11 protein-coding genes and 1 tRNA gene are annotated in these 16107 nt (G+C 66.7%); 5 read left to right on the plus strand and 7 right to left on the minus strand.

The window, feature by feature from the left end; all coding sequences use genetic code 11:
* The first annotated feature begins 105 nt into the window (after positions 1 to 105).
* Entirely contained in the window at positions 106 to 291 is a 186-nt protein-coding gene (locus FYJ68_RS03435) for an FmdB family zinc ribbon protein (RefSeq protein ID WP_154433994.1), read from the plus strand.
* 969 nt (positions 292 to 1260) lie between these two features.
* On the opposite strand, the gene FYJ68_RS09970 is transcribed toward FYJ68_RS03435, so the two are convergent.
* From FYJ68_RS09970 to priA, 4 genes are all read right to left on the minus strand, one after another.
* Positions 1261 to 2688 (minus strand): RsmB/NOP family class I SAM-dependent RNA methyltransferase, encoded by a 1428-nt coding sequence (locus FYJ68_RS09970; protein WP_195837700.1) that lies wholly within the window; start codon positions 2686 to 2688, stop codon positions 1261 to 1263.
* On the minus strand, positions 2688 to 3608 hold the full coding sequence (gene fmt / locus FYJ68_RS03450; protein ID WP_154433996.1) for a methionyl-tRNA formyltransferase: 921 nt from the start codon (positions 3606 to 3608) through the stop codon (positions 2688 to 2690). Before fmt ends, FYJ68_RS09970 begins: the two co-directional genes overlap by 1 nt.
* A gap of 13 nt (positions 3609 to 3621) precedes the next feature.
* Complete coding sequence (gene def, locus FYJ68_RS03455) at positions 3622 to 4164, minus strand: peptide deformylase (protein WP_154433998.1); 543 nt, start codon at positions 4162 to 4164, stop codon at positions 3622 to 3624.
* Between the two features lie 135 nt (positions 4165 to 4299).
* On the minus strand, positions 4300 to 6603 hold the full coding sequence (gene priA, locus FYJ68_RS03460; protein ID WP_326832206.1) for a replication restart helicase PriA: 2304 nt from the start codon (positions 6601 to 6603) through the stop codon (positions 4300 to 4302).
* A gap of 577 nt (positions 6604 to 7180) precedes the next feature.
* On the opposite strand from priA, the gene FYJ68_RS03465 reads away from it, so the two are divergent.
* The 3 genes from FYJ68_RS03465 to FYJ68_RS03475 all read left to right on the plus strand — a co-directional run bounded on the left by FYJ68_RS03465 (position 7181) and on the right by FYJ68_RS03475 (position 10898).
* Positions 7181 to 9112 (plus strand): sensor histidine kinase, encoded by a 1932-nt coding sequence (locus tag FYJ68_RS03465; protein ID WP_195837701.1) that lies wholly within the window; start codon positions 7181 to 7183, stop codon positions 9110 to 9112.
* 5 nt (positions 9113 to 9117) lie between these two features.
* Positions 9118 to 9855, plus strand: a complete 738-nt coding sequence (locus FYJ68_RS03470; RefSeq protein WP_229771988.1) for a LytR/AlgR family response regulator transcription factor — start codon at positions 9118 to 9120, stop codon at positions 9853 to 9855.
* A gap of 83 nt (positions 9856 to 9938) precedes the next feature.
* Positions 9939 to 10898, plus strand: a complete 960-nt coding sequence (locus FYJ68_RS03475) for a diacylglycerol/lipid kinase family protein (protein WP_154434006.1) — start codon at positions 9939 to 9941, stop codon at positions 10896 to 10898.
* 1126 nt (positions 10899 to 12024) lie between these two features.
* Here FYJ68_RS03475 and ptsP read toward each other — a convergent pair.
* The gene (ptsP, locus tag FYJ68_RS03480; protein ID WP_154434008.1) at positions 12025 to 13728 is read right to left on the minus strand and encodes a phosphoenolpyruvate--protein phosphotransferase; all 1704 of its coding nucleotides are present in this window, start codon (positions 13726 to 13728) and stop codon (positions 12025 to 12027) included.
* 81 nt (positions 13729 to 13809) lie between these two features.
* Positions 13810 to 14739 carry a 1-phosphofructokinase gene (gene pfkB, locus FYJ68_RS03485; protein ID WP_154434010.1) on the minus strand — a complete coding sequence of 310 codons (930 nt, stop codon included), beginning with the start codon at positions 14737 to 14739 and terminating at the stop codon, positions 13810 to 13812.
* 220 nt (positions 14740 to 14959) lie between these two features.
* Here pfkB and FYJ68_RS03490 point away from each other — a divergent pair.
* Positions 14960 to 15036: transfer RNA gene (locus tag FYJ68_RS03490), tRNA-Arg, on the plus strand.
* A gap of 46 nt (positions 15037 to 15082) precedes the next feature.
* Here FYJ68_RS03490 and FYJ68_RS03495 read toward each other — a convergent pair.
* Complete coding sequence (locus tag FYJ68_RS03495; RefSeq protein ID WP_154434012.1) at positions 15083 to 16072, minus strand: type I phosphomannose isomerase catalytic subunit; 990 nt, start codon at positions 16070 to 16072, stop codon at positions 15083 to 15085.
* Positions 16073 to 16107: the final 35 nt, after the last annotated feature.

The following is a 16107-nucleotide window of genomic DNA, read 5'->3' on the forward strand; positions in this document are numbered from 1 at the left end:
GCACGCGTGGCGAAAACCTCGCCATGCGCCGCACACCTCTTGGGTACAGTAAATAACGTGGCCGCGAGGCCACTTGTTATGTGCGACCTTATCTTGGAGGATCCAATGGCTCGTTATGACTACAAGTGCACCTCATGCGGTACCCAGTTCGAGGTGGAGCACCCCATGAGCGCCCATCCCAGGGTAACCTGCCCCAAGTGTGGTAGCGAGGCACAGCGTGTCTTCGAGACCTCGGGGATCGTGTTCCAGGGCTCTGGCTTCTATAACACGGACCAGAAGGGCAAGAAGTAACCCCTTTTGGAGCAGTAGGTAAGAGATGGACCGCGGCGTCAGGTGGCGTCACGGTCCTTTTTTGTGTCTAGGCGAAGCGGGGACTCCCCCACTCGACCCATCACCCGAGCCAAAACTCAGCCCGCGAGTCCCACTGCGAAGACGTACCTGCCAGCAAGTTGGATGCACCCCATCGGCTCCAACCAGAGAGCCCTCGGGCCCAAAGAAGGGAGAGGGGCGACCCCCAGCGAGATGGGCAACCCTCGGGTGGGCTCTTCTCCCCCGCCGAAGTCATTGGCACCACGTGCGGGCCGTACAACGGAAGAGCCGTGTCGGGAATAGCATGGCGAGTGTGCACACGCCATGCGCCTTCCGGCATGGGCCCATCTCTCCCAGCGTGTTTTCCCAGTTGGCGGCGCGCAATGATCCCGCTCCCGTCAGAAAGTGCATCCCGTGTGTACACGCAGGACGAGATTTCAGGCATGGAGGACGCCGACGGCCCCGCCAAGGTCAGAACGTCCGTCCCGCGTGTACACGCGGGACGATGTTCCCGACATGGACTCGCCAAGGCGGAACGTTTCCCCTGCCGGCAGGAAGTGTTGCCCTCTACCCTGGCAGAAAGTCCATCCCACGTGTACACGCGGGACGGGATTTCAGGCACATGCCCCGATGGACAACTGGCAGCGAATGTGTATGCCCAAGGTCACGGACCCCCGAACGCACTCGCCTGGCCACCTGCCCGCAAAAGAGGATCGGAGCCCCAGCCGTCGGCGACAGGCCCCAACACCGCACGGCGACACTACCCCCATGGTTCGTCCGCTCGTCTTCTCTTAGCTCTTCCCTCCTCGCAACTGCCAACTGGGCGAACGCGACCCAGTCAGCCTCGAAGACAATCGGGGATTGCTCACGCGGGGAGTTTGCTGCCACAGTTCATGTATTGATACATATAGAGTGGAATCGTGGCACATGGCCGCCCTCCACCTGCCCCGTCTACCGCACCCTGCGAAACGCCGCGAGGAAGTGCCCGTCCAGGGGAAGTCCCTCGGAGTCAGCGCGGGCGGTCCTGATGGTCGCGTCATCTGTCGCCATGGCATCCACGAGCTGGCGGGCCCCGGTGGGGAGGCTCCCATAGCCGCCCAATGTCCTGGGGTCGACCGGCGAGAAGCCCGCGCCGTTGCCAGACAGAAACGCATCGACCACGGCCTCGTCCTCCTCCTTGAGGAGCGAGCAGGTTGCGTAGCAGAGCGTCCCTCCCACGCGCACGCGCGCGGCAGCAGAGGAGAGGATCGCGAGCTGCATGGCGGGCAGCGCATCGCGAACCGACGCCGGCTCAAGCGCCCAGGCGGTCTCGGGGTGGCGGCGCATCGTCCCCGTCCCCGAGCACGGGGCGTCGACGAACACGCGGTCGAACTCGCCCGAGAGCGCGGAGGGAAGGCTTTCGCCATCGAGTTCGCGCCCATCCCAGCAGACGCACCGGGTGACGTCGGAGAGGCCGGCACGCTCCATGCGCGACCGGGCGAGACGAACCTTTGCCTGGTCAACCTCGACAGCAGAGACCCGAGCCGTCCCCCCACGCTGCGCCGCGGCGGACTGCAGGAGGATGGTCTTGGTGCCCCTCCCCTGTCCCACCTCGAGCAAGGATGACCCCGGTTCGGGCGAACAGAGCCAGGCCACAGCCTGCGAGGCGAGGTCACAGGGAACGGCATCGCACGTCTCCACCAGCCCCGACGAGGCAAGTCCCGCCGGGGACGACAGAATCCAGGAAACCGGCAGCAGAGTCTGCCGGGGAGAGAGGCCCGCCCGTCTCAGCAGCCCCTCGGTCTGGGAGGGGCCGTTGCGCAGGACGTCACCCGCCACGTAGGGGCCTGCGGGCTCAAGGGCCCGCAGGGCGAGGGCACACGCGGGCCCCATGCCACACGACGCCACGACCTCGTCGGCAAGCCATTGCGGCCACCCCGCCACCAGCGCGATGTCGCCAGCTGCGGGCGTTCCGGCAACGAGCCGCGACCGCGCGTCCTCCACCCGCGGGGCGTCCTCCCGCGCCACGCGCCTGAGGACGGCGTTGGCAAGCCCCGCCGCGCGGGGGTTGGCGGCGCGCACGAGCTCGACCCCCTGGCTCACGGCGACGGCGGAGGGGGTCCTGAGGTACAGCAGCTCCAGGCACGAGACCCGCAGGGCGTCGCGCACGCGGGGCTCCAGGTGCGAGCCATGCGAGAGGTGCGACCCAATGGCCTCGTCGAGCCTCCCGCTGCAAGCGACGACCCCCAGCACCAGCCTGGTGACGAGGGCGCGGTCGCGCTCGTCAAGACCGTCCATACGCTCGCTGGTCCTGAGAAGGTCGCGCGCGCGGGCATCCCTCCTCCGCTGCTCTGCGAGCAGCTGGGAGGCGACCCGACGTGCCGGGGCGAGACGGGCCACTATGCGACGCCCCACGTCAGGGCCTTGGCGTGGAGGCCCGCTGCCCAGGCGGAGGCGTCCATCCCTCGCTTGCCGTCCGGCTTCACGCGCAAAAGCTCGAGTGCGCCGTCGGAGCAGCCGAGGAAGACGCGGCCCTTGCGCACCAGCACCTCTCCCCGGCCGACGGAGACATCGCCCGGCGCGACGGACGCGCGCATTGCCCTGAGGCCGCGGCCCGCCACCTCGAGGCGCGACGGCGCGGCATCGCTGGAGGTCTGCACGCGGCGGCGGTTGTCGAGCGCCGTGGCGGAGGGGTCGAGAAGCAGCTCCGCCTTCAAGATCTTCTTGGCATACGTCACCTTGGACTCGTCCTGCTCCACCCAGGTGGCGGTCCCGTCGGCCATCTGGTCGAGCGCGGCAAGCAGCTCGCTCGCACCCAGCTGGGCGAGCTCGGACATCAGCTCGTCGCAGCCCTTCTCCCCCACCTCGGTCGAGGCCTGACGGCAGTACGCGCCCGCATCCAGGTCGTGAGCCACGCGCATGATGGAGACGCCCGCACGCTCGTCGCCCGCGAGGATGGCCCGCTGGATGGGGGCGGCACCGCGCCAGCGGGGGAGCAGCGAGCCGTGCACGTTGACGCAGCCGAGCGGCGCGATGCCCAGCACCTCGTCCGGCAGGATGCACCCGTAGGCGGCGACGCAGATGGCATCGGGCCGCTCCTCGCGGAGCCGGTCCAGGACCTCGGGCGTCACGCGCTTGGTCTCGACGACGGGGATTCCCAGCTCGCCAGCGGCAACCTTGACCGGGGACGGCTCGAGCCTGCGCCCGCGCCCCCTCACGGCATCCGGCCTGGTGAGGACCAGCGTGACCTCGTGGCGCGCCGCGAGCGCCCTGAGCGACGGGACGGCGAAGTCGGGCGTCCCCATGAAGATGATGCGCATGGCTGTCCCCCAGCTAGTCTTCCGCCACGTCCCCGGGCTTGGCGCCCGCCTCGAGCGCCTCCTGGTAGTCGCGCATGGCAGCCACGCGCTGCCCGGCGGACAGGTGGTCGAGCATCGTGATGCCGTGCAGGTGGTCAATCTCGTGCTGCAGGCAGACGGCAAGCAGGTTGTCGGCCGCCTCGTACTGCATCAGGTCGCCGTCGAGGTTCCTGGCCTGCACGACCACGTGGCTGGGACGGCGCACGGGGACGGTGATGCCGGGGAACGAGAGGCAGCCCTCGCCACCCTCGCGCTCCTCGCCGTCGGCGACGATTACCCTGGGGTTGATGAGGACGTAGGGGTTCTTCCCCTTGGAGGTGTAGTCGACGTCGATGACCACGAGCTGAATCAGCTCGCCCACCTGCGGGGCGGCAAGGCCGCAGCCGTCGGCGGCGTACATGTCCCTGAGCATGCGGCGCGCGAGACGCGCCACCTTGCCGTCGATGTCCTGGATGGGCTCGCACTCCGTCTTGAGCCGGTCGTCGGGGGCGACGACGATATCGTCTAGGGCGCTCATTGGTATCCCTTCTGGGTGTGCGCGCACGCGGCGCGCATGATCTTTGTCAACGCCATGTTACTACCCACCGTGCGGCGCCACCTTGCGCTCGGGCCCCGCAAGCCCACCAAACGCCAAATTGGCACCTTACAACCATCACATCAGGTCGTAGGCATCGACGTCAATGGCCACGCTCACGCCGCGCCGGACGTCGGCTTCGGTAACGCAGGCGGAGAGGAGCTCGCCCGGCTCAGACCCCACCGGCGCCTTCACCAGGACGTGCCTGCGCGTGCGGTCCTTCACGCGCGCCTTGAGGCAGTCTGCCGGCCCAAGGACCTCCCAACCCCGCACGCCGTCGAGCCTCTCCCTCAGCCGCGCAGCGACCGCGTCGCACGAGCGTCGGACCGCCAAGGCGTCCCTCCCCCACAGCACCACGTTGCACAGCCGCGAGAACGGCGGGTAGTCGCCCTCCCGTCGGTCCGCGAGTTCGGGCGAGAGGAACACGTCCCTCCTGTGGGAGGCGACCGCCTGGATGGCGGGGTGGCTCGCCCAGTAGGTCTGGACGATCACGCGTCCCGCCCGCTCGCCCCTCCCGGCGCGGCCACTCACCTGTTCGAGCAGGTCGTAGGTCCTCTCCGCCGCACGGAAGTCGGGGAGCTTGAGGGTCGTGTCGGCGTTGATGACGCCGACGAGGGTGACCTCCGGGAAGTCCAGCCCCTTGGCAATCATCTGAGTGCCCACGAGAACCGCCCGCTCCGCGCCGTCAAACCGCTCCAGGAGGCGCTGGTGGTCGCCCTTCCCCCTGGTTGTGTCCGCGTCCATGCGGATGACCTCCACGTCAGGCGGGAGAAGCGCCCTCAGCTCGTCCTCCACCCGCTGCGTGCCCACCCCGTAGGCGCCCAGGTACCTGCTCCCGCAGTTGGGGCACCGCGTGGAGGGGTCCGGCCACGCCCGCACCGGCCAGCTCCTGCCGCAGCTGTGGCACACAAGCGAGTGGGTGCGCTCGTGGTAGGTGAGCGAGGTGGAGCAGTGGGGGCACTCGGGCACGGCGCCGCACTCGCGGCACATGAGGAAGTTGGCGAAGCCGCGCCGGTTGAGCATGAGCACGGCCTTCTCGCCCCTCCCCATGACCTCCAGGAGGGCGTCCTCGAGCGGCCTTGAGAAGACCGACCTCCTTCCCGAGCCAAACTGCTGCGTCATGTCCACCACTTGCACGCTGGGGAGGACCGCGCCGCCGGGGCGCTCGGGCATGCTGACCCTGGTCCAGGAGGCGCCGCCCCACGAGCCCTCGTGGCAGCGCTCCAGGCTCTCGAGCGAGGGCGTGGCGGACCCCAGCACCAGCGCGCACCCGCGCTCCCGGGCAAGCCGTGCCGCGACCTCGCGCGCGTGGTAGCGCGGGGCGCTCCCCTGCTTGTAGGAGGCCTCGTGCTCCTCGTCGATGATCACCACGCCCACGTTGGACAGAGGCGCAAACAGGGCGGATCGGGCGCCCACGACCACGTGAGCCCTCCCCTGTCTCACCATGTCCCACTGGTCAAAGCGCTCCCCCGCCGAGAGCCGGGAGTGCAGAATCGCCACGTCGTCGCCAAAGCGCGACCTAAAGCGGCCGACCGTCTGAGCCGTAAGAGAGATCTCGGGCACCAGGACGAGGGCCCCTCTCCCCCTTGCAAGCTCGCGTTCGATGGCGGAGAGGTACACCTCGGTCTTGCCGGAGCCCGTGACGCCGTCCACCAGCACCACGTCGCCCCTGCCCGCGTCGCAGGCACGCGCTATGGCGGCGAGCGCCTCCTCCTGCCCGCGCGTGAGCCGGCTCGGCCGCTGCGCCACGGCGGACGAGAGGGTCGTCTCCTCCACGCCCCTGACGCGCCGGCGCTCCTCGACCCTCACCACGCCGCGCTCACGGAGGGAGGACACCGCGGACGCACACCCGGGAAGCGTCGCCGCGAGCTCCGCCATCCTCGCGGGCCCCGCCTGCAGCGCCTCCAGAACCTGTCGCTGCCTCGAGGCGTTGGCCCGAGGGACGAAGCCGGAAGCCCCCTCTGCCAGGCTCACCCATCGCTCGTCCACGGGGCCGGACTTCTCGCACACCAGGGTCCAAGGGCCATCGGGGCCGTCGCGACGAACCCGGACGGTCTGCCCAGGCGCCAGGAAGGGATGCAGGGCCTCGCTCAGGGGGCAGGCGTACTCCCGCGCGATCCAACGTGCCACGCGGGCGGCGACCTGGTCGAAGGCGGGCCCGGCAAGGACACGCTCGACAGGCAGAATGCGATGGGGTGCCAGCCCCTCCTGTGGGCGCTCGCCGACGCCGACCACGTATCCAACGGCCTTACGGTGCGAGAAGGGCACGAGCACCGTCGCCCCAACCACGCACTCGCCCTCGAGCTCGGGCGGAATCGCATAGTCAAACGTCCCGTCGAGAGAGCGGGACGGAATGTCTGGGACGACCTCTGCGAACGGCACGGCTGCGGGCCTCCTGCCTACGGGGATGGTTCTCCCATCATACGTCGCCTGCCGCTGCCCAGAGAGACGCGCCCTCCCCCATGGGACGTGCGCGGAGGGAGCCATATGTTGGCAGAAGTCGGCACCCAGGGGGAGGTCGCATCAAAATAGAATGGGCTCACGGTCGGCTTGAGACACCTGCATGCGCACTTCCCGACGGCGCCCAGGGACTCGCCGGCCCTTCCAACGGGGGCGGCGGCCGTCTCTTCCCACACCTTTGGCCGCCGCCCCTCTTGTGGTTTGCAACGCGCAGCCCCCACGGGAGCCTCCCCGCACCAACGCCGAACCACGCACACAAGCATAGGCCACCCGCTGGGATGGAGGTCCCGAGGGCATGAGGGCGGGTCTCACGGGTTCCGCGTCATGACGCGACGACACGGGAATGTCATGCAACTAGGGGCCGATGAGCAGCATGCATGCCATCTTGTTGGCATAACTGCCCATTGATTTTGTAAGCATGGCTGATATCGTTCCCTTTCGAACCTGCCAGGAGCTGGCGGGAGGACGACGCCGCTCGTCGGACCTGGGAGGGGACTGCATGAGGCACGCTCGTTTTGGCAATGCAGGCTCGCTGCCCGGGGCCGTCCTGCGCACCCGCCTCGCGCTCCTCGCCCTTCTCGCGCTCCTCGTGGCGGGGGTGGTCCTCACGCTACCCTGGGCCGTGGCCGGAACGGTCTCGGGGCGAGAGGTCGCGAGCGTGACTGAATGGCACGTCTCCGCATGGGATGCCGCCGGCAGAAGGCTGGGAGGCGCCGACGGGATCCCGGCCACGGCGTCGACACCCACGACCCTCCATGGCCTCACGGAGGGCGACATCGTGGAGCTGACTGCCAACGTGGAGAGCTCGCAGCGAGACGTGCTGTACCTCTCCACCTTCTATGCGCCATTCACCGCTTGGACGGACGGAAGCCTCGTCACCTCGTATGGCGAGGGCGGGACCTACCCCGGCTTCCTGGCGTGTCCCCCACCCGCGAGCAGGTGCGCGCAGGTTGGCGGGGGAACGGGATCTCATACCCTCAGGATCCGCTACACGGTCCCTAGCGGGCGCACGTCCCTCCGACTGGCGGATGCCTACGTGGGCTCCCCCGACGCCATGAGACGCTGGCTCTTTGGCACCATGGGGACCCAGACGTTCTTTGCGATCACCATGGGATTCTTCGGTCTCGCCCTGCTTGTGGCAAGCAGGGCGATGGCGACCTTCCGCCTGCAGAGCCAGACCTTTGCGTGGGTTGGGCTCCTCAACATCTTCGTCAGCCTGTGGAGCTTTGGCGAGAGCAACCTCACCTGCCTGCTCATCCCCCGCCCCTCGCTCCTGCACTTCGTGGCCTACCTCGGCCTCTACGCCATGCCCATCCCACTGGCGCACCTCACGTCCCTCATCGAGGACGACCCCACCGGAGGGAGGCTCTTCCGCCCCTCCTGCGGGGCGACGGAGCTGTTCGCCCCCATTGCCGTCGCCCTCCAGCTGCTCGGCTTGGTCCAGTTCAGTCGGAGCATCCTCACCTTCTTCGCCCTGTTTTTCCTCACGCACCTGGTCCCGTCCGTGTGGATTGCCGTGCAGGCACTCCGCAGGAGGGAGGCGAGGAGGCTCCAGCTGTGGTACCTGGCGGTGATGTTCCTGTACGACCTCTTCCTCCTCCTGGAGCTCCTCAACTACTACGTGTGGCTGGTCGTGCCGGAGATGACCTTCACCCTCGTGGGGTCGGTCCTCTTCGTGGCACTCACCATGTGGATGTCGCTCATGACGGTGCGCGACACCACGCAGAGCGCCCAGGGCAACGAGGAGCTGCACCAGCAGGTCGAGCTCATGCGCGTGCGGGACGAGGCACGCGACCGCCAGCTCGAGCAGATGTCGCGGACGAGCAGCGAGATGCGGCGCCAGCGGCACGACATGCGACACATGCTCGCCGCCATCCGCAGCTACAACGACCAGGGTGACCGGGAGGGTCTCGACGGGCTCGTGCGCTCGCTCGACGCGCACATCCCCACGCCGTGCGAGCGGACGTACTGCGACAACCTCGCCGTCAACTCGGTGGTGGGGTACTACGCGGACCTCGCCCGCGAGCGCGGGCTCACCGAGGTCGACATCGCGCTGGATGTCCCCGCCAGCCTCCCCCGAGAGGTCGAGGACGACCTCTGCTCCATCGTGGGGAACCTCCTTGAAAACGCGGTCGCCGCGCTCGGCGAGGTCATGGGGGCGGGCGGCGACCCCTGGATCAGGATGAGGGGCCTCCAGAGGTCGGGGAAGCTCGTGATCACCCTGGACAACACCTACCAGTGCGTGCGCGGGGACGGCTTTGGGGGCTTCTCCACCACCAAGCGCGAGGGGAGCGGGATAGGGCTCCGCTCCGTCGAGACGTGCGCACGCCGCAACGGGGGCAGCGCGCGGTTCGAGGCAAGCGGCGGGGTCTTCGCCTCGTCCGTCTACCTCGCGCTTTCCACCACACCACCAGAGAAAGGTCGTCCATGAACCCCTTGACCGTTGCAATTTGCGAGGATGACGTCGACGACGAGCGAAGGCTCATCGACCTCGTAGAGAGGAGCCCGGTCCCGGCGAGGGCGGCGCTGTACTCCGAGGCCAACGCCTTCGTGGAGGACTTCACCCCCGGCATCTACGACCTCATCCTCATGGACATCTTCCTGGGCGAGGATGCGGCGCCCAGCTCGGAGGAGCCCGAGGGGCTGAGGGCAATCCGCCGCATCCGCGCGGTGGACCCCAACGTCCCCGTTGCCTTCGTGACCACCAGCAAGGACTTCGCGCTAGAGGCGTTTCGCCTGGATGTGGCCCGTTACATCGAGAAGCCCGTCACGCAGGCCCAGGTGGACGACGTCCTCTCGTTTGCGTTGGGCATGCGCGACCACCTCCCCGGCCTCAGGCTCCGCAGCGAGGGACACGACGTGAACGTGCCCATCTCCCAGATCGTGTACATGGAGCAGTCGGGGCACTACGTTCTCATCCACCTCTCCAGTGGGAGGGTGGTGAAGGTCAGAGGAACGCTCGACGAGGTCTCTGCCAACCTGGACGAGCCCCAGTTCGTTCGCTGCCACAAGAGCTTCGTCGCCAACCTCAACTTCGTGGAGGACATCAACGAATCCCTGATGTCGCTCCAGATGTTCGGGGGCGACTGGGTCCACGTGAGGAAGGCAAGCATGCGAGACGTGCGCAGGGCCTACGAGGACTGGCTCTTCCAGATGGCGCGCCTCAAGGGGTAACGCGCGGCCACCGTCCAGCGCGACGGCCCGCCACGGCGTCCCCTCTCCCCTACAATGGGCTCACCACGTCAGAGGGGAGCCGCATGCCACACACAAGCCTGGGAAGGACCCTTGCCATCGCCAACCCCGCCTCGCACAGCGGACGGGGCGCGGGGGCGGCTGACGAGCTCGAGGGCATCTTTGCATCCGACCCCTCGCTCGCGGGTGCGTTCGAGCTCAGGCGAACCTCGGGGCCAGGAGACGCGGCATCCATCGCCTCCTCGGCGGGCGACTTCGACACGCTGCTTGTAATGGGCGGCGACGGCGTGATCAACGAGGCCGTGAACGGGCTCATGCACCTGCCGAGGGAGAACAGGCCCACCCTCGCCGTGATTCCCATGGGGTCGGGAAACGACTTCGCACGCACCTTGGGTCTCGCCCTCAACCGTCCAAAAGATGCCCTCTCCCAGCTTTTCTTGGGGGAGAGAAGGGCCATCGGCCTAGGCCTCGTGACCTCTGACGCCGGCGAGTCGCGCCACTTTGCCCAGACGCTCTCGTTTGGCCTCGACGCCGCCATCGCACTCGACACCACCGACCGCCGCGCGGCGCAGACCTCCCAGGAGGGACCTGCGCTGTTCGCGACATCGGGACTCAAGGTGTTCTCGTCCGGGGGCAAATGCTTCCCCGCTCGCGCGAGCTTCGACGGCGGCGCGCCCATGCCGCTCCGCGTGATGGTGTTCGCCGTGCAGAACGGCCCCACCTACGGCGGCGGGTTCAGAATCTGTCCCGACGCCTGCCCTGCCGACCCAACGCTCTGCGTCTGCCACAACGTCCTCCAGCCACGCCTCCCCCACACCCTCGCGCTCTTTGCGCTCGCCCGGTTTGGCCTGCACACGCGCTCCAAGGTCCTGCGAACGGTCAAGGCCTCGAGCCTCGACATCCGGTTCGAGGAGGAAGAGCCTCCGTGCCAGGCGGACGGCGAGAGGGTCCATGGGACGAGCTTCCACGTGGAGTCGGTGCCAAATGCCCTGGACGTGATCGTGCCAACAGGTTGTCGCTGGTAGAGAAGAACTGCTCTCCCGTCGCAAGGGTCTCCCGTCGGCATCCAGCTCCCTCCGACTACCTAGCTACATCGATCACTGCAGGGGATCATGGTCAAAGAGCAGAACGGTCGCGCACCTGTCTGACCGTCGGCCCCTCCGCAAGCTGAATGCCACCGTCCTCCATTGCCGCCCAGATGAGCTCCCCTTCCACGGGACGCTCCTCAGCCCCCTGTGATGCCCGCTTCATAAGAAGTCACTCTATGGCTTCCCCGCAGCTGGCCCCTCGGGTCGCAAGCCACGCCACTCACGGCGGGGATTCGATGGTCTAAGGATGGAGGAGGGTCAACCCCCTCGTGTCGAGAGCCACACCGCCCGTTGCGGGGAATCGATGTCTAAGAGTGGGGAGGGTCAATCTCTCTCGCTCAGCCGGTCCCTCCTCGCACGGTCGGTGACCCTCGTCCCCTTCCTTGAGCATATTTCGTTCCGGGGATTACGTGGGACGCTGGCCCACCCCCTCTCCCGCAGACCGGCTGGCAGGAAACTCCCGAAGTGAGTGCACATATCGGGCACTCGTTGCCACTGGAGGGGCCAGCCGTAGGCGGACGACCGATCTACCTGGGCAAACGTTCGGAAATCCTGGAAGTGCGCCGACTGACAACCACTCGAGGCCACTCAGATCGGGACTTGGCTGCCGTGGGGGTTCCGGCGAACGGCGGCAAGCGCTTCAAGCGACTACCTATGGCACCCAATCGCTCGCGTGAGTGTTCACGCAGGCTGCTTGTCATCAAGGAGCACGCCATGAGGGCTACCCAGCCCTGGCACCCGGGAAACATACCGGTGCGACCAGCTCCGAAGCCCGGTCGACCTGACTCCTCGCCCCCTCTTAGCCACCCCCAACTTCGTCCCAACTCGCCTGAGGGTCGCGGCCACAACCCAAAGGCCGTAGAGACCAAGGTTCCCTTGGACTGCGGAGGTTCTCTCCCAGACCGAGATCAGCCTATGCCCCCTTCTCTGAGTCCTTTTGAGCGGAGCCGGGCAGATTGCCTGCGGGCGGAAGGAGGGCACGCCCCCCGGCGAACCCGCCCGCAGTCCCAGAAAAAAGGGCGCCCCGCTGGGACGCCCCCTCTCCCTCGCTTGTGGCGCAACCCTACTTCACGGCAGCCTGCAGCATGGCCTTGACCTCGGTCGCGGTCTTGAGTGCCATGACCTTCTCGGTGAGGGCGTCTGCCTCCTCCTTGGTCCACTGCGAGATGATGCGGCGCGTGCGCAGGATGGACGGGGCGGAGACGGAGAACTCCTCCAAGCCGAAGGACAGCAGGACGGGGATGAGCAGCGGGTCAGCCGCGGCCTCTCCGCACATGCCGACCATGATGCCGGCCTTGTTGCCCTCGGAGATGATGCGCTTGAGCGACCTCAGGACGGCAGGCTGGTACACCTGGTACAGGTAGGCGACGCGGTCGTTGCCGCGGTCGGCGCACATGGTGTAGCCAATGAGGTCGTTGGTGCCGATGGAGAAGAAGTCGCACTCGGCGGCGAGGTCGTCGGCAATGAGCGAGGCGGCGGGCGTCTCGATCATGGTGCCCACCTGAATGTCCTTGTTGTACTCGACGCCGCGGGCATCGAGGTCGGCCTTGCACTCCTCAATGAGCTGCTTGGCCTGGCGCACCTCGTCGAGGTTGGTCACGAGCGGCAGCATGATCTTGATGTCACCAAAGGCGGAGGCGCGCAGGAGCGCGGTCAATTGCACCTTGTACTGCTCGGGGTTGTTGAGGCAGTAGCGGATGGCGCGGAACCCCATGAAGGGGTTGTCCTCCTTCTGGAGGTTAAGGTACGGGATCTCCTTGTCGCCACCCACGTCGAGAGTGCGGATGATGACCGGCTGGTCCTTCATACGCAGCGCGACCTTCTGGTACGCGGCAAACTGCTCGTCCTCGGAGGGGAGCTCCTTGGCATCCATGAACAAGAACTCGGAGCGGAAGAGGCCGATGCCCTCGGCGTCATGCTCGGCGGCGTTGTTGGCGTCGTCGGGGTTGCCGATGTTGGCAACGAGGAGCTTCTTCTCCCCATCGCCCGTCACGGTCTCCTTGCCACGATACGCCTCGAGAGCCTGCTTCTCCTCTGCGTACACCTTTGCCTTGGCGCGATAGTGCTCAAGGTCGTGGTCGTCGGGGTTGGCGATGACCTTGCCGTTGGTGCCATCCACCACGACCATGTCGCCGGTCTTGATGTTCTTGGTGGCGTCGGCGACGGAGAGGACCGCGGGAATCTCGAGCGCACGAGCGATGATCGCGGAGTGCGAGGTCCTGCCGCCGGTTTCGGTGACGATGCCTGCAACGTTCTCCTTGTCGATGTCGGCGGTCATCGAGGGGGTGAGCTCGTGGACCACGACGATGGAGTTCTCGGGCAGCGTGGAGAGGTCCACGACCTCCTTGCCCAGAAGGTCGGCGAGAAGGCCGGTCTTGACGTCGGCGACGTCTGCGGCGCGCTCGCGGAAGAGCTCGTCCTCCATCTGGGAGAACATCGTGTAGTAGGTGTCGTACGCCTCGCTCACGGCCTGCTCGGCGCACATGCCCGAGTCGATGGAGCCGTTGACCATGTCCTTGATGCCGTCATCCTCGGCAAACTCAATGTGGGCACCCATGATCTCGGCCGCGTCCTCGCCCACGGTCTTCTTCATGCGCTCGATCTGCGCGTTGGTCTGCGCCACGAACTTGTCGAGGGCGGCGGCGTAGCGCGCCTTCTCCTCCTCGGCGTTCTCGGGGACCCTGGGGGTGAACGAAAGGTCTGGGGCCACCGCGACCTGGGCGACGCCGATGCCGTAGCCATCAGACGCATTGATACCCTTGAACATAGATTCCTCCTCTTGTAACAAGCACTGCGCTTGGGTAAAGCCTTACGAAGGGACGGGGCGACGCTATACCCCGGGAAAAGCCTAGTTGGACTGCTCCTCGATGATCTTGTTGAGACGCGCGTACACCTTGTCGATGGTCGCGCGCTTGGCGATGCCCCTGCTCGCCGCCGTCGCCGTGCCACATGCGGACGCGAAGCGGAGGGCGGTCTCGTAGTCTGCCCCCTCCTGGCACTTGGCCACGAAGCCAGCGACCATGGAGTCGCCCGCGCCGGTTGCGTTGACGAGCTTGATCTTTGCGGTGGGGACGGTATGGACCTGGCAGTCGTTGTCGTACAGGAGCGCGCCGTGGCTACCGCACGAGACGATGACGTTCTGGGCGCCACGCTCGTGGAGCTTCTCCGCGAAGGGGATGCACTCCTCCGGGGTCTCGGGTCGGGCGTCGAAGATTCTGCCGACCTCGTGGTTGTTGGGCTTGATGAGGAACGGCTTGGCAGCCAGTGCCTCCATGAGGAGCTGGCCGGGGGCGTCGACGACAAAGCGGATGCCGCGGCCGGCGAGGCGCTTCATGATGATGTCGTACATGTTCTCGGGCAGCGACTTGGGAATCGAGCCGGTGAGGACGAGGGTATCACCCGGCTGGATGCAGTCGATGCGCTCGAGGAGCTCGTCAACCTTCTTCTCGGGAATCTTGGGACCCATGCCGTTGACCATGGTCATGACAATGCCGTTGAGCTTGACGTTGATGCGGGTGAACCCGTGGTCAAGCATCACGAAGTTGGACGAGATCCCCGACTTCTGGAGCGTGTTGATCAGGTACTCCCCCGTGAAGCCCGCGGCGATGCCAAAGGCAACATTGAGCACCTTGAGCTCGTTGAGGAGGGTGGAGACGTTGATGCCGTTCCCACCACAGTAGATTTCCTCGCTCGACGAACGGTTGGTGAAGCCCATGTCGAGCGTCAGGGGATGCATGACGTAGTCGATGGCAGGGTTCAACGTGACGGTATAAATCAACTCGAGCTCCTCTCGCCCAAATATGCACTCACATGATAACGAAAAATACGCGCATCGGTCCTCAAACGGCCCTGTGAATCACCGATGGGTATAATTCGCGGACGGGCCACCAGTTTCATTCATTTTCCAGGCACGCCCCCGTGCGCATGATGCTGCCCCCAACGCCCGCGGCAAGAGCCCTCGCACCGGCGGCCGGCTCGTGATACCATCTCTCTCGCAAGCGCCCTTAGCTCAGCTGGATAGAGCATCGGTCTTCTAAACCGCCGGTCAGGCGTTCGAATCGCCTAGGGCGCACCAGCACACGACGGGGGTCGGGCCACCTGGTCCGACCCCCTTTGCATGCCTAGCCCTCGCGGGGCACGTGCGACACCACCAGCGTCATGGCTCCCTCCAGGGGAAGCGTCTCCCTGGCGGCAGGCACCACGAAGTGGCTCCCCTTAGTCACGGGTACCCCGGCGGCGGTGCCCTCGCCCTCGATCACGCTCACGCAGGCGAAGTCGTACGGCGTGGGGAGGTCGCGCGAACCCTCGACGCGCACGCGGTCAACCACGTAGCGGGGGCACGACTCCAGACGCGTGATGCCGTCGACCTCGGGCGCGATCACCGCTCCGGTCGAGAGGGGCTTGGCAGCGTAGTCGACGACGTCCAGACTCTGGACAAGGTGCAGCTCGCGCTTGGTGCCGTCCGCCTGCACGCGGTCGTAGTCGTACACGCGATAGGTCACGTCCGAGCTCTGCTGGGTCTCGAGCACCGTGGTGCCGCCCCTGATGGCGTGCAGGGTCCCGGGGTTGATCTGGAAGAAGTCGCCGGTGTGGACGGGGATCACGTTGAGGAGCCTGTCCCACTCGCCCCTCTCCACCATCCGGGCAAACTCCTCGCGGTCATGGGCGTGCTGCCCAACAACGATGGTCGCGCCTGGCTCCGCATGCAGCACGTACCAGCACTCGCACTTGCCCAGCGAGCCGTTCTCGTGGACGCGGGCGTACTCGTCGTCCGGGTGGACCTGGATGGACAGGTCCCCCTCGGCATCGAGGATCTTGATGAGCAGCGGGAAACGGTCGCCCCCCGCCTTGCCAAAGAGCTCGTGGTGATGCTTCCAGAGGAACGAGAGCGTCAGGCCATGGTACTGGCCGGACGTCACGGTGCAGTCGCCGTTGGGGTGAGCGCTTATCGCCCAGCACTCGCCAATGGGGCCGTCGGGGATGTCGTAGCCAAAGTCGGTCTGGAGTCTCCTGCCACCCCAGATCTTCTCGTGAAAGATGGGCTCGGTGAATATGAGGTCGTCGTCGTGGAACTTGGGGTCCTTGATGAACCCTCCGCCCATGTCGATCATGCGCGTTCCTTTCGTCGATGGACTTTCAGCCAGAT

Origin of the sequence: Olsenella porci (assembly GCF_009695875.1) — a bacterium.
Lineage (GTDB): Bacteria > Actinomycetota > Coriobacteriia > Coriobacteriales > Atopobiaceae > Olsenella_H > Olsenella_H porci.